Below are 17467 nucleotides of genomic sequence, written 5' to 3'. Positions count from 1 at the left end.
TCCGCTCCGTATGGAATCGTTGAGTCGTCAACGGGAGAGGGCGGTCGCCATGAGGCATGCGGATCGCATGGTCGGAAGCGGTCCCGCGGGCAGTGCGGGAAGCGTCAACGGTATCGGTGACCTGGGCGGTCCGCCGCTCGGCGTACGGGCCACGGCCGCCCACTACGCGCTGCTGCCGCTGCGGCTCTTCCTCGGCGTCACCTTCGTCTACGCGGGGATCGACAAGCTCACCGACCCGACCTTCCTGGCCGACGCCGGACCGGGTTCGATCGGCGCCCTGATGGGCCAGGTCCGCGACACCTCGGCCGTCCCCTGGCTGATCGACCAGAGCCTCAAGGACCCCTCCGCGTTCGGCTACGCCATCGCCTGCGGCGAACTGGCCGTCGGACTGGGCGTGCTGGTCGGTCTGCTGGCCCGGCTGGCCGCGTTCGGCGGGGCGGTGATCTCGCTCAGCCTGTGGCTGACGGTCAGCTGGCAGACCACGCCGTACTACTACGGCAACGACCTGATGTACCTGATGGCCTGGCTGCCGCTGGTGCTGGCCGGTGCGCCGTACCTGTCCCTGGACGCGGCGATCGCCAGGCGCCGCCGCGGGCGTGGCTCCCCGTACTACCTGTAGGGCGTGTCCGCGCGTCGTGCCGGATCCGCGCCGGGGCGTCCGGGGCACCCCTCCCGGCGGTGGCCGGGGGAGCGTGCGGTTCCACGGCGGAGGGCCGTCCTCGCCGGGAACCTCCGGACGGAGTCCGGGGCATGCCCGGGACGCTCCCGGCGACGACACGGCCCGGCGGCCCACCGGAGGGGTCAGGGCGTCTCGCCCTCGGCCCTCCGCCGGCGCCGCAGCCCGTGCGCCAGCGCCGACACCACCCCGGCCAGACAGAGCCCGAACCCGGCCGACGGCAGCAGCACCAGCGGGCGTACGTCCCACTCCCCGGCCGCGTCCATCGCGTAGGCGAGCGCCACGCCGAGCATCACCAGCCCGGCCACCAGCTTGCCCGGTTCGAACGGATGCTTCCTCATGACCGCTTCACCTCCACGTTCCCCAGGCCGACCTCCAGCGTCAGCTTCAGCGTGCCGCGGGGCTTCCCGCCGCCGGCCGGGGCCAGCGTCTCCTTCCGGTCCCGGTCGGGCTCGATGTCCATGTCCCGCCCGCCGTCGCCCGGCAGCCGGATGTCCCCGAGGCCGGTGTGCGCGCTGACCTCGACGCGGGCGTCCCGCGGAACCGTGACCTCCAGCTTGCCCGCGCCCACCTCGGCCCTGGTGGTCACCGTGGTGCCCGCCTTCAGCGCCAGCCGGTCCAGGTCCAGTTCACCGACGCCGCCGCCCATCTCGTAGCCGTCCCGCACCGCGGCGGCCGACGTGGGGGCCCAGGTCGTGCGCGACCAGTGCGGGGTGACGGACTTGGGGAGCACCGCGGCTCCCGCCAGCAGCCCACAGGTGATCACCGCGAGCAGCACCGTGCCGGCCCCGGTCCTGCCGTACCGCGAGCTGAGCACCATCGAGAGCCCGAAGACCCCCAGCGCGCCCGCGAATCCGACCTCCAGGCTGGTGCCCAGCGGATGGCCGGACCACATCAGCCTCGCGCCCAGCACCCCGGCGGCGACGGCGAGTACGAAGGTCCAGCCGCCGATCGAGTTCCGCTGGCGCACCCGGTGGGCCCGGTCGGTCACCGTGTCCCCGGCCCGGTCGTACGCGCCGCTCTCCGCGGGGCCCTCCGCCGGCCCCCACAGATAGCCCGAGGCGGCACCCACCGGTCCGGTGGTGCCGTCCTTGACGATGGGATCCCGCCACCAGGAGGGCCCGGGACCGCCCCGGGTGGGCGGGGCCTGGGTCTCGGGGGGCGCGTCCGCGACCGCCTGCGCGGTGGCCGGATCGACCGCGCCCTCGCTCTCCACCTGGCGCCGGTGGTGCGACCAGTACGCCGCGCCCGAGGCAGCGAGGGTCAGCATGACCGCGAAATACATCACGCTGCCCTGGTTGAGCATCGACAGGAACAGCCCGCAGCCGACCAGCGCGACCAGCACCGCGGTGAGCCCCGGCCCGTCCACCCGGCCGGACAGCAGCTTGCGCCCCTCGTTCTCCTCCTCGCCGTGCATCGGCACCAGCAGCCAGCAGAAGCCGTAGACGATCAGACCGAACCCGCCCGAGACGGCGAGCACCGACAGCACCACCCGGAAGATCACCGGGTCCAGGTCGCAGAACCGGCCGAGCCCACCGCACACCCCGGAGATCACTTTGTGGTCACGACTGCGCCGGAGGGGTGGCTGCCCGTACGGGCGGGAACCGGGCAGCCCGTCGGATCCGTCCGCCACAGTGGGTGTATCGGTCATACGGCCATGGTGACAACTGGGGGCGCGCGGCGGTATCCGGCACATCCCTGGGGCTTCCCTGAGATCGCCCCGGAGGCCGCGGCGGCTATCGTGGCCCATCGAACATATGCGGGACGCGGTAGTGGCTGCCGGGCCGGGTAAGCGGGAGGGGAACGCGGTGTCGGAGGAAGGGCGGCTGATAGCCGGTCGCTACCGGCTGGTCGAGAAAGTCGGCCGCGGCGGCATGGGCACGGTGTGGCGCGCCGAGGACGAACTGCTGGGCCGCCAGGTCGCGGTCAAACAGCTGCACGTCTCGATGCACCTGACCGACGACGAACTGACGACGTTGCATGAGCGCACCCGCCGTGAGGCGCGCAGCGCGGCCCGTATCACCCACCCCAACGTGGTGGTGGTCCATGACGTCGTGGACCACGAGGGGTTGCCGTGCATCGTCATGGAGTACGTGCCCTCCACGACCCTGGCCGATCTGCTCAAGGACGGCGGCACGGTGTCGCCCGCCGACGCCGCCCGTATCGGCCGCGGCATGATCGCCGCGCTGCGCGCCGCACACGCGGCGGGCGTCCTGCACCGCGATGTCAAACCCGGCAACGTACTGCTCGGTCCCCAAGGCCGGGTCGTGCTCACCGACTTCGGCATCGCGATGGCCACCGGCACGTCCACCCTCACCAAAACGGGTGAAGTGGTGGGCTCCATCGACTACATCGCGCCCGAACGGGTGCGCGGCCGCACCCCCGGCCCCGCCTCCGATCTGTGGGCGCTGGGAGCGACCCTCTATCAGGCGGTCGAGGGACGGGCGCCGTTCCGCAAGGCCACCGCCATCGAGACCGGTTACGCCATCGCGGTGGACCCGCTGGACCCGCCGACCCGGGCCGGGGCGCTGACCCCGCTGATCGAGGCGCTGCTCGCGAAGGACCCCGAACACCGGCCGTCGGCCGAGGACACCGAACGGGCGCTGCGGATCCCGGCCTCGGAGGCCGAGACCACGGCGCTGCCGATTCCGGGCTTCGGCCCGGCCCCGGGTGAGTCACCGTCGGGGTCCACCACCCATGTGACCGCGTCGCCCGGTACGCCGCCGGTATCCCACCCTCCGGTACCCCATACGCCGCCCACGTCGTACACAACACCCACGCACCACACGCCACCCACGACGTACCCGTCGCACACACCGCCTACGTCGCACACGCCGCCCTCGTCGTACACACCACCCACGTCCTACACGCCGCCCACCTCCGCCGTCGCCTCCCACGGGCACGCGGCACCGGCAGCGCCGGCCGGGCCCCAGGGGCCCGGACACCCGGACTCCGGTGCGGAGCACGGCGATTCCGGGTCCACCCCGCAGCCGAAGAAGAGCCGCAGGTCGCAGTGGATCGCGGCGGGTTCCGCACTGTCCGTCGTGGCGGTCGCGGCCGGTGTCTACGTCTTCGGCCTGGACAAGGAGCTGCCCGGCGTCCAGGGTTCGGGCGACAACGCCGACGCATCGGCGCCCCGCACCACCGAGCAGCCCGCCTACACCCCGCCGCCGACCCCCGAGGGCTACCACGTGGTGAAGGAGAAGCAGCTCGGCGTCTCCTTCCCGGTGCCGGACGGGTGGACCCGGGACACCGGCTCCGAAAGCGCCGTCGACAAGACCCAGGAGGTCCGTTACCTGGCCCCCGAGGGGCTGGTCCGGCTTCAGGTCAACGTCCTGGACCTGGCGCCCAAGGACCAGGTCGCCCACTTCGAGGAGCTTGAGAAAGGGTTCCAGAAGGGCTATCCGATCTACGACCGGATGCGGCTTCAGAAGACGAAGTTCCGCGACCAGACCGCGGCGGTGTGGGAGTTCAGGTTCCAGGGCAAGGAGCGGATGTTCCGCGCCATCGACCTCGGTTTCGGCAAAGAAGGCGGCGATCAGTACGCCCTCTACATCAGCGCGCCGGATGCGGACTGGTCGACATACCGACCTGTCTTCGACGCGCTCCGCGAGGGCTTCGTCATCAAGTGACCCCCGGACCGGTCCCGGCCACTGCGGGATCGGCCACTCCGGGATCGATCAGGGGCGACCCTGATACCGCGGCAGCCCCGGCCGTGTGACGATCGGGGCATGACCGCCCCCGCGTCCCCGACCGTCCCCGCCGAGCCGCCGCCGCGCAAGCTGTACCGCAGTGCGGAGGGGCGGCTGCTGGGCGGTGTCGCGCGCGGGCTCGCCGGGCACATGGGGCTGCCGGTCTCCTGGGTGCGCATCGTCTTCGTCGCGCTGTTCATGGCCGAGGGCTTCGGTGCCCTGGTCTACGCCCTCTTCTGGTTCGTCGTCCCGCTCGGTGTCGGCGGCGTGGAGACGACCACCACCCGCCCGCTGGTCACCCAGGGCCCCGACGGCCGCCGCCGGATCCTGGCGCGCCGGCCCGACCGGGGCCAGATCCTCGCACTGCTGGCCCTCCTCATCGGGATGGCGATCTTCATCCAGGGCTTCCACCTGGGCCGTGCCAACACCTACATCTGGCCGCTGCTGCTGATCGGCGCCGGTGTCGCCCTCTTCTGGCGGCAGGCGGACAACGCGCGCAGGGCCCAGTGGGTCGAGCTGAGCCGCAGCAAGCGGGTCCTGCCGCTGGCGCGGGGCGCCGCGGGGGTGCTGCTGGTCGGGGCGGGGGTCACCGGCATCGTGGTGCTCCAGGGGTCGGCCAAGCACCTGGGAGCCGTGCTCCAGGCCGCCCTGGCCGTGATCGTCGGCATCGCGCTGCTCGCCGGTCCCTATGTGGTCCGGATGACGCAGGACCTCTCCGAGGAGCGGCTGATGCGCATCCGCGCCCAGGAGCGTGCCGAGGTGGCCGCCCATGTGCACGACTCGGTGCTGCACACCCTCACCCTGATCCAGCGGAACGCGGAGGACTCCCGCGAGGTGGCCCGGCTGGCCCGCGCCCAGGAGCGCGAACTGCGCGCCTGGCTCTACCGGCCCGAGGGCACCGGCAAGGACGAGGACGAGGAGCCGGACACCCTGGCCGAGGCGGTGAAGAGGACGGCCGCCGAGGTGGAGGACCACCACGGGGTCCCGATCGAGGTCGTGGTCGTCGGCGACTGCCCGCTGGACGAGCGGCTGGGCGCGCAGGTCCAGGCCGCCCGCGAGGCGATGGTCAACGCCGCCAAGTACGGTGGCGAGGGCGGGGCCGTCCAGGTCTACGCCGAGGTCGAGGGGGCCACGGTGTTCGTCTCCGTGCGCGACCGGGGCCCCGGCTTCGACCTCGACGCGGTGCCGGAGGACCGGATGGGCGTCCGTGAGTCGATCATCGGCCGGATGCAGCGGCACGGCGGCACGGCCAGGCTGAGGTCCGCGCCCGACGGGGGCACGGAAGTGGAGCTGGAGATGGAGAGGGCGACGACATGACCGAGGCGACGGGCGGCACCCACGACAGCGGCGCGACGGGCGCGACGGGCGCCGACGACGGCGCGTCGGGCCGGCGCGTCCGTGTGGTGCTCGTCGACGACCACCGGATGTTCCGCACCGGCGTCCAGGCCGAGATCGGCGAGACCGCCCGCACCGGTGTCGAGGTGGTCGGCGAGGCCGCCGACGTCGACCAGGCGGTCACCGTGATCGGCGCGACCCGCCCCGAGGTGGTCCTGCTGGACGTCCACCTCCCCGGCGGTGGAGGCGTCGAGGTACTGCGCCGCAGCGCCGCCCTGATGGCCGACCCGGAACGCCCGGTGCGCTTCCTCGCGCTCTCCGTCTCGGACGCCGCCGAGGACGTCATCGGCGTCATCCGCGGCGGCGCCCGCGGCTACGTCACCAAGACCATCACCGGCACCGACCTGGTCGACGCCGTCTTCCGGGTCTCCGACGGCGACGCGGTCTTCTCCCCCCGCCTCGCGGGCTTCGTCCTCGACGCCTTCGCCTCCACCGACGCCCCGCCCGTCGACGAGGACCTGGACCGCCTCACCCAGCGCGAACGCGAGGTCCTCCGCCTGATCGCCCGCGGCTACGCCTACAAGGAAATCGCGAAGCAGCTCTTCATCTCGGTGAAGACGGTCGAGAGCCACGTCTCCGCGGTCCTCCGCAAACTCCAGCTCTCCAACCGCCACGAACTCACCCGCTGGGCCGCGGCCCGCCGCCTGGTCTGAGGCGGGCGGGTCAGCGCCTGATCAGCTGATCACGGCTGGCCGAAGAGCACGCCGCGCCATGTCCACCCTGCCGTGAGGACCGCATTCTGCACGGGATCCTTGAGCTGAGAGGTGTCGAAGCGGAACGTCTCCGTCATCTCGAGACGGCCATCGGCTCCCCGGCCGATGGCCCAGTGCCGGGAACTCGTCGTTGCCGGCCCACGGCCGACATTCTTCGACACCGGCACGCCGCCGACCCAGTTGACCTCCCCATGCCGTTCGAGGACGCGGACCTCGCGGTTCTTCGGAACGAGGCGCATCCGGATTTCCATGGTCCGGCTCAGCTGGGACCTGACGAAGAAGGTTCGCCAGGCCGGCTCCCTGATCCGCCACTCCGCGACCAGATCGACATCTTCCGGAGTGCCATCACGTACAACCCAGGGGAGATCAGGCCCGTTGAGGCCGAGCAGCGCGGCATGCAGCTCTTCGGCCGACCACGGTGTGACGCCACTGCTGGGGTGTTTCGTGCCGTTCAGTTTGTCGAAGAAGCCCATTGGCTCACCCTATGAGTGTCCGGTTCCCGGCCGGGCGTTGTTCGAGGGCGCGACAGGCACCGCGCCCGCTGTCTGCCCACGGGCCGTCAGCCGTTCTTGCCGCCCGTCTTCTCCATGGACTCCTTCGCCAGGCGGAAGGCGGGCAGCATCGCCTTGTGCTCCTCGGCGTCCATGCCGCCGAGTTCGAGGACCACGCCGCCGTGGTCGGTCATCACGGCCAGGGCCCGTACGGGCCTGATCTTTCCGGCGGCGAGGTCGGTGGTCTGGTAGGTGGCCTCGGTGGCGGGCAGGTCACCGGCCTTGACCTCGCGCAGCTTCACCTGACTCTCGAAGTTCGCGTCCTTCACGAACGCGCGCATCAGGGCGCGGGACGTGCCGCCCGGGGCGGCGGTGTCCTTGGTGCCGGTCAGGACGCGGATGAAGCCGATGTGCCCCGCGGGCTTGGCGTCCAGCTCGCACACGATGGTCACCGGGCCCTGGTCGGCCAGCGGGCCGATCCGCTCCTGGACATCCTTGCCCACCGCCTTGGCCTTCCAGGGCTTCTCCAGGGTGAACCGCACCGGCAGTTCGCACGCGGTGCCCTTGTCGCCCAGCTTGGGCCCGGACGGGGCGCCGGCCTTGTCGTCCTTGCCGTCCGTCTCGAAGAGACAGCCGGTCAGCGACCCCGCCATGGCCATGACGCCGACCGCCCCCGCCACCCACCGCCGCATATGCTGCATTTCGGTATATCCCCACCTGAGTGCACGATCGTTTGAAAATTCGCCGCAGCGTATCCGATGTCGTGCGCCATGCGCTCGTCCTTATGCGCCGGGCGTTCCGCCGAGGAGCGCGGCCAGGGCGGTGGACAGTTCCGTACGGCAGGTGTCGGCGTCGTCGGCCGCCCAACTCACGTAGCCGTCGGGGCGGATGAGCAGGACGGCCGCCTCCGGCGCCGAGCCGAGGGCCCGCGCCCGGACCAGGTCCACCCGCTCCGGGAGCCGCGTCTCCGCCGGGACCGCGCCGGTCAGGTCCAGCAGCACCGCGTGCCCCGCCCCGAACAGCTCCGACAGCCGTATCTCCCGGTCGGCCACGGACAGTGCGGCGTCCGGCAGCCGCGCGCCGGTGAGCGGATGGGTGCCCGGCAGTTCGTAGCGCAGTCCCAGCCCCGACATCAGCCCCGCCAGCCGGCGGTTGGCGTCCGGCAGCCGCATCAGGTCGGTCATGATGTCGCGCAGCGCCGCCACGTCCGGTGTGGGGTACGGATCGGCCAGTACCCGCTGTGCCGAGGTGTGGTGCAGCACCCGGGCCGCCACCGGATGCCGTTCGGCCTGGTAGGTGTCCAGCAGTCCGTCCGGCGCCTCGCCCCGCACCACCGCCGCCAGCTTCCAGCCCAGGTTGAACGCGTCCTGGACGCCGAGGTTCAACCCCTGCCCGCCCAGCGGCGGGTGGATGTGCGCCGCGTCCCCCGCGAACAGCACCCGCCCCGCGCGGTAGTTCTCGATCTGCCGGGTGGCGTCCGAGAACCGCGAGGAATTGTCCACCCCGGCGAGCACCGTCTCCTCCCCGAACACCGCCCGCAGTGCCGCGCTGATCTCCGCCTCGGTCACCGGGGTGTCCCGGTCGGTCTCCGGCGCCTTCAGATGACCGAAGGTGAGCCGGTACCGGTTCTCGCCCAGCGGCACCATCATCGTCCAGTAGTCCTCCGTCCGCCGGGTCAGCGTGCTGATGTGCCCCGGCTCCTGCGGCACCAGCGCCGAGGCCGACGACAGCCGGACGTCCGCCAGTACGGCCAGATACGTACCGGGGCGGCCGGGGAAGTTCAGTCCCAGCAGCTTGCGCACCGTGCTGCGCCCGCCGTCGCACGCGACCGCGTACCGGGCCCGGACGCGGCAGCCGTCCGACGTCGTCAGCGTCACCCCGTCGGCGACCTGTTCGACCGCCGTCACGCCGGTGCCGCGCCGCACCTCCGCGCCCAGCGCGGTGGCCCGCTCCTCCAGCACCTCCTCGATCTCCCACTGCGGCAGCCCGATCGGGTTCGGGCGCCGGGTGTCCCACGGGGCGCCGTCGAGCTCCACCGGCAGCAGCGCGAAGTGCCCGCCCGATCCCTCCCGCGCCGTGGGCCGCTCCAGCATCGGCTCCAGCAGTCCGCGCAGCTCCAGCATCTCGGCCGTACGCGGCTGGACGGTCCCGCCCTTCACCTGCTTCAGCCGCTCCTCCAGCCGCTCCAGCACCACGGCCCGTACCCCGGCCAGCGCCAGTTCGTGCGCCAGGGTCAGCCCCGTCGGCCCCGCTCCCACGATCACGACATCCGTCTCGATCTCCGTCGCGATCTGCGTCACCACAGCGTTCATCACAGCCTCCGTCATCACAGCGCCGGTTCGCTTCACTGAGTAGGAATGTATACCAGGTGCAGAAATCTACCAAGTGCAGTGCTCCTGGTATCGTCGACGCCGTGACCGACCAGCCCGGATTGCGCGAACGCAAGAAGCAGCGGACCCGTACGGCGATCTCCGAAGCGGCGATCGCCCTCTTCCTGGAGCACGGCTTCGCCGAGGTCTCCGTGGCCCAGATCGCCGAGGCCGCCGAGGTCTCCAAGCGCACGCTCTTCGCGTACTTCACGACCAAGGAAGACCTCGTGGTGCACCGCATGGCCGACCACGAGACCGAACCCGCCGAGGTGGTGCGGGCGCGTCCGCCGCACACCGCCCCGCCGGCCGCCCTCCGCGCGCACTTCCTCGACGGGCTGCGCCGCCGCGACCCCATCACCGGCCTCTGCGACCATCCCGCGCTCCTCGCGCTCACCGGGCTGATCTTCGAGAACCCGACCCTGGTCGACCGCATGCAGCGCTTCAAGATGGGCAGCGAGCGGGCCCTCGCGGAGGCCCTGTGCGACACCACGGAGGTGCCGGACCTCGTCGCCCGCGTGGCCGCCGCCCAGCTCATCGCCGTCCAGTGGGCCCTGTCCATGGACAACTTCGACCGTGTGGCCTCCGGCCAGAGCGCCGACGCGCGCTACCCGGACGCGGTCCGCGACGCCGAACGCGCCTTCGGGCTGCTGGAGAACGGTCTCGCGACCGCGTTCACACCCCCACCAGCTTGAGTTCGAACCACACCGTCTTCCCGATACCGCACGGACGCCGCTCGGCGTCCCATCCGTCCGCGAGCGCCGCGATCAGCGCCAGTCCGCGCCCCGACTCGTCCTCAGGCGCCGCCTGCCGGGGCTGAGGCATCACATCGCTGGCGTCCGACACCTCCACCCGCAGCTTCTCGTCACGCACTACGCAGCGTGCGTGGACCTCCCGGCCTGGGGATACGCGGGCGTGTCGGCACGCGTTGGTCATCAGTTCGCTGAGGAGCAGCGCGGCGGTCTCCGTCACCTCTTCCGGGAGGTCCCAGGAACGCGCCTGTTCACGGAGGAGCACACGGGCGCGGCCGACACTGCGCGGATGGCGCGGTAAACGCCATTCGATGTCCCTCGGAGGTGGGGAAGTTGGGGCATTCATGGCCGGAATGCTGCTGGTCAGGCGTAGGGTCGCGCAGTAACGACGCAGGTACGGAGCGTGTGCGTACGTGAGGTGACTCAGGGAGGGAGGACCTGGTGACGGTCATGGAAGGGAGTTCCCAGCCGCCGATGTCCTGGCGGTACTGCGGAAACCAGCTCAAGATGTGGCGTACGCAGGCGGGTATCACCCGGGAGGAGCTGGCCAAGGAGGCCAACTACGAGTTCGAGAGCATCAAGTCGATGGAGCAGGGGCGGCGGAAGCCGACCCTGCGGGTACTTGAGGTTGCGGACCAGATGTTCGGTGCGCGGGGGTTGCTCGTCGCGGCGAATGAATACTTGAAGCCGGAAAAGTTTCCGACATATTCGCAGGACTTCATGCGATATGAAGCGGAGGCCATCGCCATCAGTTGGTACGAACCTCAGTTCGTACCGGGGCTGTTGCAGACCGACGAGTACATCCGCGAGCTGCTCGGCTCATATCTGCCGCCCCTGGATGACGAGACGATCGAGGAACGGCTGGCTGCTCGGTTGGAGCGACAACCCCTGTTGCAGAAGCAGACGAAGTCGTTCAACTTTGTTGTGGAGGAGTCGGTTCTGCGACGTCGCGTTGGAGGTCCTGACGCGCATAAGCGCCAGCTGGAGCACCTGGTGGAAGCAGGTGAGCCGCGCAACGTGACTGTCCAAGTCATGCCGACCAACAGAGGTGTTCATCCTGGGCTCCGAGGGCCGTTCGTCTTGCTGGAGACGCCCGAGCATGAACATCTCGCGTACGAAGAGGGCCAGACCACAGGTGTGCTGTTTGCCGACCCGGAGAAGGTCAGTGTTGTAACACGCCGCCATGACATGATCGTTCGGCAGGCCCTCAGCCCTGAGGAGTCAGCGCGTTTCATCAGAAACCTGGCGGAGGAGCTATGAGCGACGGGCTCGTGTGGTTCAAGTCCAGCTACAGCAACGATGAGGGCGGTGCCTGCGTCGAGGTCGCCATGCCCTGGCACAAGTCCAGCCACAGCGGCACCGAGGGCGGCAACTGCGTAGAGGTTGTCACCTGCCCTGAAGTCGTCCACATCCGCGACTCCAAGCAGGTGGCCGGAGCTCAGCTGACCGTGTCGCCCGCCGCCTGGGCCGAGTTCATAGCCTTCAGCGCCCGCTGATCAGCTGACGCCGAAGCCGAAGCCCCTCGGTACGGCGACGTCCAGGGTGTCCTTGACCATGGCCAGGGCCGCGCCGAGCGGGCTGGAGGCCCCGCCGCTCACCGCGATGTCGCCCGCCTCACAGCCGTAGACCACGGCCTTCTCCGGCCCGAGCAGGGCGTACAGCGGATCGCCCGGCGCGGTCTCCTCCAGCCGGACCCGGACCATGAGCGGCTCCCCGGCCGAGGCGGTGGCGACCGCGCGCAGCCGGTGGCCCCGCGCGGCGGCGGCGCGGGCCCGCTCGGCCGTGCCGTCGTCGATCCCGGCGCCGTCGAGATCGGTGCGCACGGCCGCCGCGTCCCACCCCCACAGCAGGGCGGCCAGCAGCCGGGCCTTGGTGGCCGCGTCGGCGCCGGAGAGGTCGGCCGACGGGTCGGCCTCGGCGATCCCGCGCCGCCGGGCCTCCGCCACGGCGGCGGGGAACGGATCCCCGGCGGCCAGCCGGTCCAGCACGAAGGTGGCGGTACCGGTGGGGCAGGCGCGGAGCGTACGGCAGCCGAGGCCGCGCACCCCCGTCCTGGCGGTGTCCGCGGCGGGCAGCGCGGCCCCGGTGGCGCCCGAGATGCGGATCAGGGCGCCGCCCTCGGCCGCCGCCCGGCCCAACTCGGCCCAGTGGCTGAGCAGATGGCTCTTGGTGGCGGACACCACGTGCACCCCGCGGCTCAGCGCGAGCAGCGCGTCCGCCGCGGCCCGCTCGCGTACCGCGGGGGAGGACGGCACCGCCTGCGCCAGCACCACCGCCCCGGTGCGCTCCAGGGTTTCGGCGAGCGGCGGCAGCGGACCCGGGGAGAGCAGGGGCGCGGTGCGTTCGGCGGCGCTGGTGCGGACGGCGGCGAGCCGCAGCGGGCTGTCACCGGAGGCGGTCAGGAGACGGTCGGCGTAGGCGCGGCCCACCGGGCCGTAGCCCGACAGCACCACCGGGGCGTGGGAGGTCATGGCCCCAGTCTTCACCCCCACCCGGTCGCACCCGGTCCCACCCGGTCCTCAGCTGAAGAGGAGGCGGCTGGTCAGCTCGGTGACCTGGTTGTAGATGGAGCGGCGCTCACTCATCAGGGCGCGGATCTTCCGGTCGGCGTTGAGGACCGCGCTGGGGTCCCGGCCGCCGAGGAAGGCGGCGATGGTCGGCACGGAGTACTCCGTCAGCTCGCGGCACAGGTACATGGCGATCTGCCGGGCGGTCACCCGGACCCGGGCCCGCTCGGGGCCGCGCAGATCCTCGACGGTCAGCCCGAAGTAGTCGGCGGTGGCGCGGATGATGTCCTCGCCGGTGGTCTCCGCGCCCACCCCGCGCGCCATGTCGTTGAGGACGGTCTCCGTGAGGAGGAGGTCGATCGGGCTCCGGTTGAGGCTGGCGAAGGCGGACACCCGGACCAGGGCCCCCTCCAGCTCCCGGATGTTCCGCCCGGCGCGGGCGGCGATGATCTCCAGGACGGCCGGCGGGACGTCGAGCCGTTCCCGTTCGGCCTTCATCCGGAGCACCGCGCGCCGGGTGTCGTCGTCGGGCACCCCCATGCCCACCGGCAGCCCGCCGCTCAGCCGCTCGCGCAGCTCCGGGTCCAGCCGCATCGACGCCAGGGGGCGTGAGGAGGTGAGGACGACCTGTTTGCCCGCGCCCAGCAGATCGTCCAGGACATGCAGCAGCCGCCCGCGCTGCGCCGACTTCAGCGCCCCGCTGTCCCCGCCGTCCAGCGGCTGGATGTCGTCGATCAGCAGGATGTCGGCCTCCGGGACCCGCAACAGCCCGACCAGCCGCCGGCAGTCGATGTACAGGGCCCGGGTACGCGGATAGAGGCTGCGGGTGTAGTGGCCTATGGCGTGCAGCAGATGGGTCTTCCCCAGGCCGTGGTCGCCGTGGATGACGAGGGGGTTGTAGTTCTGCGCCGGGACCTCGGCCACGGCCACGGCCAGGTCGTGCGCGAAGCGGTTGGACGGCTCGACGGCGAAGTTCTCGAACGCGTAGCGCCGGTCGAGCCCGCCCGCCGTCACCGTGTCGGACCGCGTCCGCTCCGGGCCGCCCGCGGGGACGGTGACGAAGTACTCGGGCTCCTCGTCCAGCTGGTCGTCCAGGCCCTCCACCCGGCGGCGGAGCCGCAGCAGCTCCTCCTCCAGCGCCTCGGTGCGGGCCGCCTGTGCCCGTTCCTCCTGCTCCGCCTCGCGCGCGGCTCCGGCGCGGGCCTCCTCCTCCGCCGTGACGAGCTGCCGCTCCAGGTCGTTGCAGCGCTGTTCGGCCCGTATCCGGCGGGTGTGCGCCTCTTTGAGCTCCTTGCTCAACACCTCCACCTGGTCCTTGAGCTGGTCCCGCTCCTTGCGCAGCGCCGCGAGCGGGTCCTCGTAGGCGCGCAGCGCGGTCTCGGCGTCGGCTAGGGCCCATTCGCGGTCATCGGCGGCGGCCTGTAACTGGCGGAACCGCGTCTCCAGGTCGGCGGCCCGGTGTTGCGCGTCCAGCAACGCGTTCTCCAGGGCCTGCTCGCGGACGGCGGACCGCCGGGCCATCCGGTCGGCCTCCACCAGCTGCTGCTCCAGCAGCTCCACGCGGTGCAGCGGGGATCCGCTGGCGGCGAGTGCGCGGCGGTGCAGTCCGCGCAGATGCTCCATGGTCTCCGGAGTCGCGGCACCGCCCCGGCACTCGGCCACATCGGTGAGCAGATCCGCGACGAACTCCCAGGCGGGGACGCGGGTCCCGTTGAGGAAGCGGGATATCGACCCGGCGTCCCGGTGGCGGCGCGCGGCGTACCGGCGCACGCTCACCCCCAGCCCGGTGAACAGTCGCCGCAGCTCCGCCGCCAATTCGCGCGCCTCGTCCGGCAGATGGCCGCCGAGCGGTTCAAGGCTCCCCATGTCGCGTCCCCTTCGGGTGTTGCGGGCGGTCGGCAACTGTGCCGACTACCGCAACGCGCCCGGCCCGTTCCAGTCTGGAGTCAGCCTCGTACGAGGCGTGACAAGAAAGGCAATCGTAGTGAACAGCGTTCCTGGACGATCCGATCTCGCCGCATTCCTCGCCGTCCTGGTGACCGGAATCGTGCTCATCCACGCCGGAGTCAGCCCCGGGGCGGTCCTGCCGGTCGCCGTGGGCCTCTCGGTCCTGTACGCGGTGTGGCGCCCGGCCCCGCCCCTCGTCGGGTTCCGCTGCACGGTCCGCTACACGGGACGACTCGCGCCCGCGAAGGGCATCTGGTCGATCGGGGCCACCCTCACCGGGGCGCCGGGATGGGGGGCGTGGATCATGCGGCCGTCGCCGATGTAGATCCCCACATGGCTGATGCCCGCGTAGAAGAAGACGAGGTCGCCGGGGGCCAGTTGGGAGCGGCCGATCCGGCGGCCCGCGTTGATCTGGGTGTACGTGGTGCGCGGCAGCGCGACCCCGGCGGACTTCCAGGCGGCCTGGGTCAGCCCCGAACAGTCGTAGCCGTGGGGTCCGGTGGCGCCCCAGACGTACGGCTTGCCGAGGGCCGCGTGGGCGAAGGCGACGGCGCGGGCGGCCCGGCCGGTCGTGGCGGGGGCCTGCGCGGTGGCCCCGCCGTCGGCGGGGGCGGTCCGGGCGCCGGGCCGCTCCCGGTCCGCCAGACGGCGGCGCTGCTCGGCGGTCAGCCGGTCCAGCAGCCGGTCGGCGGCGGCGAGCTTCTTCTCGACGGCCCGTTTGTGGCGGGAGAGCGCCTCCTGCGAACTGCGTAACTCGGCCAGGCGGTCGGCCGCCGCGCCGCGCACCCGGCGCAGTGCCCTCTCCTGGCGGGTGATGCCGGTGATCGTCGCGGCCTGGCGTCCCGCCGCGCGTTCTGCCAGCGAGGCCCGCTGGAGGTACTCGTCCGGGGAGGAAGACAGGGCGAGCTGGAGGGTGGGGGCGACGGTACCGGCCCGGTACTGGGCGGTGGCGTACGCGCCGAGGGCGTTGCGCGCGGTGTTCAGCCGGGCGGTTCTGCGGGCGGCCTCGTCGCGGAGCTCGCCCAGTGCGCGGCGGGCCTTGTCGGTCTTCTCCCGGGCGCCGTTGTACTTCTCCGCGGCCTCCTCGGCCTCCATCCGGTACCGGTCGACCCTGGCCTTCACCTGAGCGGTGGTGAGGCGGGGGTCGGCGTGCCCGGTGCCCTCGAGGGCGGTCCCTGAGACGGCGCCGGTGAGGGCGAGGAGCGCGGCCGTCCGGGCGGTGCTGCTGACGAGCGAGCGCTTGGGCCCGCTGCGCGACTTCCTGTGCGACGCCACGGCGGCGGTACACCTTCCTGGGCTGTGCTGGCGGTTCGGTGTGGTGCTGGGTCGGACGGCAGCCCACCCATGAGGCGGGGACCCTCGGTTGACGGGGGCGGGCTGCCGTCTGGAGGAGGAAGCTAGGCCGGGGAACGGGGGTGGTGCGGGGCGATGCACGGGAATGGATGGATTTCTTCGTTCCTGCACCACTGGCTGATCACGCCGAGCGCGGGGTGAGTGGCACTGCGTGGTGGCCGTGACCGAAGCCGTGATCAGGGCCCACCCGAGTGAAAGGCGGTGCTATGCACGGCGCTAATCTCCGTGAGTATGGACGTACTCATCCACGCCTTCGTCGGTCTGCACATCATCGGTATCGCCGCGCTGCTGGGCGGATTCCTCTCCCAGATGAAGCAGATGAGTGCGGGCACCGCGCGTATGACCCCAGGAATGCTGCACGGGGCGCTCACCATGCTGGTGACCGGGGTGGCGCTGGTCGGGCTGAACCAGGCCGACGGCGGCTCCGTCAACAACGTCAAGATCGGCATCAAGATGGCGTTGCTGATCGTGATCCTGGCGCTGGTCTATGTGAAGCGGGACGAGGAGAAGGTGGAGTCGCCGGTGTTCGGCGCGGTGGGTGCCCTCACCACGGTGAACATCTTCATCGCCGTGCTGTGGACGTGATCTTTCCCGGGGCGCCCGTGTTCCGCGCCCGTGTTCCGCGTTCGATAACGGCTTGATACCGCACACCAATTCGTACGCAACCCTTTGCAGTCGCACGCTGTCTTAAGTGCACAAGACGGCCGGAGGGAGCGGGCAATGGGGGTTGTGGGGGCAGACAGAGAGCTCATGGGCGACAAGGGCCCGGGGTTCCTGCGGAGGTTCGGGACCAGGCGGATACGGCGTGCGGGTGTCGCGCTGGGCCTCGCGGGCATGGTGATGCCGCTCGCGGTCGCCCTGGCCACCCCGGCCCAGGCGGCGTCGTCGTGTACGACGGACACCGGGCCGTACCAGAAGAAGGTCGAGAAGTACCTCGGCCGCCCGGTGGACGGACGGCAGTCGCGCACCGACTGTCTGGCGATCCAGAAGTTCCAGATCAACCACGGGATCAGCCCGACCATCGGTTACGCGGGGCCCGTCACATGGGGCGTGATGAGCCTGAAGAACGCGCAGAAGGCGGCGGGCCACAACCCCAACGCGGCGCGGAAGTGCCCCACCAACAAGGGCCGGATCGCCTGTGTCGACCTCACCCGCCAGCTCAGCTGGGTCCAGGACGGCTCCCGGCTGGTCTACGGACCGGTGCCGGTGCGCACCGGACGGAACGGCTATGAGACCCGGACCGGGCTGAAGAAGATCTACTGGCGGAACATCGACCACTGGTCGACGATCTACGACGTGGCCATGCCGTACAGCCAGTTCTTCGACGGCGGTCAGGCGTTCCACTCGATCGCGGGCAGCGTGTGGTCCCCGCCCGGCTCCCACGGCTGCGTCAACATGAACAAGTCCGACGCCAAGAAGTACTGGAGCCTGCTGAAGAACGGCGACGACGTCTACGTCTACGGGCGCAAGCCCGGCACGTGACCGTCACCCCCGAGCGGGGGGGGGGGGGGGGGGGGGGGGGCGGGGGGGGGGGGGGGGGGGGAGGGGTGGGGTGGGGGGGGGGGGGGGCGGGGG

18 protein-coding genes are annotated in these 17467 nt (G+C 71.5%); 9 read left to right on the top strand and 9 right to left on the bottom strand.

All coding sequences use genetic code 11. The features are described 5' to 3' along the window. Window positions 1-49 precede the first annotated feature (49 nt). Window positions 50-619, top strand: coding sequence for a DoxX family membrane protein (locus AC07FT_RS33215; protein ID WP_479179795.1), 570 nt, complete (start codon window positions 50-52; stop codon window positions 617-619). 182 nt (window positions 620-801) lie between these two features. On the opposite strand, the gene AC07FT_RS33210 is transcribed toward AC07FT_RS33215, so the two are convergent. Both AC07FT_RS33210 and AC07FT_RS33205 read right to left on the bottom strand, forming a co-directional pair. Next, window positions 802-1017: a hypothetical protein gene (locus AC07FT_RS33210; protein ID WP_479179793.1), complete on the bottom strand. Its 216-nt coding sequence runs from the start codon at window positions 1015-1017 to the stop codon at window positions 802-804. Then, window positions 1014-2327, bottom strand: a complete 1314-nt coding sequence (locus tag AC07FT_RS33205) for a PspC domain-containing protein (protein WP_479179792.1) — start codon at window positions 2325-2327, stop codon at window positions 1014-1016. The genes AC07FT_RS33210 and AC07FT_RS33205 overlap by 4 nt, the downstream gene beginning before the upstream one ends. A 157-nt stretch (window positions 2328-2484) precedes the next feature. Between AC07FT_RS33205 and AC07FT_RS33200 the strand changes: the two genes are divergently transcribed. The 3 genes from AC07FT_RS33200 (at window position 2485) to AC07FT_RS33190 (ending at window position 6416) form a co-directional block, all read left to right on the top strand. Further along, a complete protein-coding gene (locus AC07FT_RS33200) occupies window positions 2485-4308 on the top strand; it encodes a serine/threonine-protein kinase (RefSeq protein ID WP_479179791.1) in 1824 nt (607 codons plus the stop codon). Window positions 4309-4407: 99 nt separating this feature from the next. Then, window positions 4408-5685 (top strand): PspC domain-containing protein, encoded by a 1278-nt coding sequence (locus AC07FT_RS33195; RefSeq protein ID WP_479179790.1) that lies wholly within the window; start codon window positions 4408-4410, stop codon window positions 5683-5685. After that, window positions 5682-6416 (top strand): LuxR C-terminal-related transcriptional regulator, encoded by a 735-nt coding sequence (locus AC07FT_RS33190; protein ID WP_479179789.1) that lies wholly within the window; start codon window positions 5682-5684, stop codon window positions 6414-6416. The genes AC07FT_RS33195 and AC07FT_RS33190 overlap by 4 nt, the downstream gene beginning before the upstream one ends. A 29-nt stretch (window positions 6417-6445) precedes the next feature. Here AC07FT_RS33190 and AC07FT_RS33185 read toward each other — a convergent pair whose 3' ends face one another. The 3 genes from AC07FT_RS33185 to AC07FT_RS33175 form a co-directional block, all read right to left on the bottom strand. Then, the gene (locus tag AC07FT_RS33185; protein WP_479179788.1) at window positions 6446-6949 is read right to left on the bottom strand and encodes a hypothetical protein; all 504 of its coding nucleotides are present in this window, start codon (window positions 6947-6949) and stop codon (window positions 6446-6448) included. A gap of 86 nt (window positions 6950-7035) precedes the next feature. Then, window positions 7036-7668, bottom strand: a complete 633-nt coding sequence (locus AC07FT_RS33180; protein ID WP_479179786.1) for a lipoprotein — start codon at window positions 7666-7668, stop codon at window positions 7036-7038. A gap of 81 nt (window positions 7669-7749) precedes the next feature. After that, the gene (locus AC07FT_RS33175; protein WP_479179785.1) at window positions 7750-9279 is read right to left on the bottom strand and encodes an FAD-dependent monooxygenase; all 1530 of its coding nucleotides are present in this window, start codon (window positions 9277-9279) and stop codon (window positions 7750-7752) included. Window positions 9280-9380: 101 nt separating this feature from the next. Here AC07FT_RS33175 and AC07FT_RS33170 point away from each other — a divergent pair, with 101 nt between their 5' ends. Then, on the top strand, window positions 9381-10028 hold the full coding sequence (locus tag AC07FT_RS33170) for a TetR/AcrR family transcriptional regulator (protein ID WP_479179783.1): 648 nt from the start codon (window positions 9381-9383) through the stop codon (window positions 10026-10028). Here AC07FT_RS33170 and AC07FT_RS33165 read toward each other — a convergent pair. Next, window positions 10009-10431 carry an ATP-binding protein gene (locus tag AC07FT_RS33165; RefSeq protein ID WP_471201102.1) on the bottom strand — a complete coding sequence of 141 codons (423 nt, stop codon included), beginning with the start codon at window positions 10429-10431 and terminating at the stop codon, window positions 10009-10011. The genes AC07FT_RS33170 and AC07FT_RS33165 overlap by 20 nt on opposite strands. A gap of 104 nt (window positions 10432-10535) precedes the next feature. On the opposite strand from AC07FT_RS33165, the gene AC07FT_RS33160 reads away from it, so the two are divergent. Continuing rightward, on the top strand, window positions 10536-11345 hold the full coding sequence (locus AC07FT_RS33160) for a helix-turn-helix domain-containing protein (RefSeq protein WP_479179834.1): 810 nt from the start codon (window positions 10536-10538) through the stop codon (window positions 11343-11345). Further along, a complete protein-coding gene (locus tag AC07FT_RS33155) occupies window positions 11342-11581 on the top strand; it encodes a DUF397 domain-containing protein (RefSeq protein WP_479179782.1) in 240 nt (79 codons plus the stop codon). The genes AC07FT_RS33160 and AC07FT_RS33155 overlap by 4 nt, the downstream gene beginning before the upstream one ends. On the opposite strand, the gene AC07FT_RS33150 is transcribed toward AC07FT_RS33155, so the two are convergent. The 3 genes from AC07FT_RS33150 to AC07FT_RS33140 all read right to left on the bottom strand — a co-directional run bounded on the left by AC07FT_RS33150 (window position 11582) and on the right by AC07FT_RS33140 (window position 15814). Beyond that, window positions 11582-12556, bottom strand: coding sequence for a homoserine dehydrogenase (locus AC07FT_RS33150; protein ID WP_479179781.1), 975 nt, complete (start codon window positions 12554-12556; stop codon window positions 11582-11584). 48 nt (window positions 12557-12604) lie between these two features. After that, window positions 12605-14458, bottom strand: a complete 1854-nt coding sequence (locus tag AC07FT_RS33145) for a DnaA ATPase domain-containing protein (RefSeq protein WP_479179779.1) — start codon at window positions 14456-14458, stop codon at window positions 12605-12607. A gap of 300 nt (window positions 14459-14758) precedes the next feature. Next, window positions 14759-15814 (bottom strand): C40 family peptidase, encoded by a 1056-nt coding sequence (locus AC07FT_RS33140; RefSeq protein ID WP_479179777.1) that lies wholly within the window; start codon window positions 15812-15814, stop codon window positions 14759-14761. Between the two features lie 309 nt (window positions 15815-16123). Here AC07FT_RS33140 and AC07FT_RS33135 point away from each other — a divergent pair, with 309 nt between their 5' ends. Both AC07FT_RS33135 and AC07FT_RS33130 read left to right on the top strand, forming a co-directional pair. Then, on the top strand, window positions 16124-16477 hold the full coding sequence (locus AC07FT_RS33135) for a hypothetical protein (protein ID WP_254744394.1): 354 nt from the start codon (window positions 16124-16126) through the stop codon (window positions 16475-16477). A 249-nt stretch (window positions 16478-16726) separates the two neighbouring features. Further along, a complete protein-coding gene (locus tag AC07FT_RS33130) occupies window positions 16727-17374 on the top strand; it encodes a L,D-transpeptidase (protein ID WP_254744655.1) in 648 nt (215 codons plus the stop codon). The last annotated feature ends 93 nt before the right edge of the window (window positions 17375-17467 follow it).

The sequence above is a fragment of the Streptomyces sp. NPDC045899 genome (genome assembly GCF_056431485.1).
The sequence above is the reverse complement of the archived record's forward strand: the minus strand, read 5'-3'. Positions and strand labels throughout refer to the sequence as shown.

Coding starts and splice junctions, on each gene's coding strand:
- AC07FT_RS33215 (WP_479179795.1), top strand. CDS start 50: ATGAGGCATGCGGATCGCATGGTCGGAAGCGGTCCCGCGGGCAGTGCG.
- AC07FT_RS33210 (WP_479179793.1), bottom strand. CDS start 1,017: ATGAGGAAGCATCCGTTCGAACCGGGCAAGCTGGTGGCCGGGCTGGTG.
- AC07FT_RS33205 (WP_479179792.1), bottom strand. CDS start 2,327: ATGACCGATACACCCACTGTGGCGGACGGATCCGACGGGCTGCCCGGT.
- AC07FT_RS33195 (WP_479179790.1), top strand. CDS start 4,408: ATGACCGCCCCCGCGTCCCCGACCGTCCCCGCCGAGCCGCCGCCGCGC.
- AC07FT_RS33190 (WP_479179789.1), top strand. CDS start 5,682: ATGACCGAGGCGACGGGCGGCACCCACGACAGCGGCGCGACGGGCGCG.
- AC07FT_RS33185 (WP_479179788.1), bottom strand. CDS start 6,949: ATGGGCTTCTTCGACAAACTGAACGGCACGAAACACCCCAGCAGTGGC.
- AC07FT_RS33180 (WP_479179786.1), bottom strand. CDS start 7,668: ATGCAGCATATGCGGCGGTGGGTGGCGGGGGCGGTCGGCGTCATGGCC.
- AC07FT_RS33175 (WP_479179785.1), bottom strand. CDS start 9,279: ATGAACGCTGTGGTGACGCAGATCGCGACGGAGATCGAGACGGATGTC.
- AC07FT_RS33165 (WP_471201102.1), bottom strand. CDS start 10,431: ATGAATGCCCCAACTTCCCCACCTCCGAGGGACATCGAATGGCGTTTA.
- AC07FT_RS33160 (WP_479179834.1), top strand. CDS start 10,536: ATGGAAGGGAGTTCCCAGCCGCCGATGTCCTGGCGGTACTGCGGAAAC.
- AC07FT_RS33155 (WP_479179782.1), top strand. CDS start 11,342: ATGAGCGACGGGCTCGTGTGGTTCAAGTCCAGCTACAGCAACGATGAG.
- AC07FT_RS33150 (WP_479179781.1), bottom strand. CDS start 12,556: ATGACCTCCCACGCCCCGGTGGTGCTGTCGGGCTACGGCCCGGTGGGC.
- AC07FT_RS33145 (WP_479179779.1), bottom strand. CDS start 14,458: ATGGGGAGCCTTGAACCGCTCGGCGGCCATCTGCCGGACGAGGCGCGC.
- AC07FT_RS33135 (WP_254744394.1), top strand. CDS start 16,124: ATGGACGTACTCATCCACGCCTTCGTCGGTCTGCACATCATCGGTATC.
- AC07FT_RS33130 (WP_254744655.1), top strand. CDS start 16,727: ATGGTGATGCCGCTCGCGGTCGCCCTGGCCACCCCGGCCCAGGCGGCG.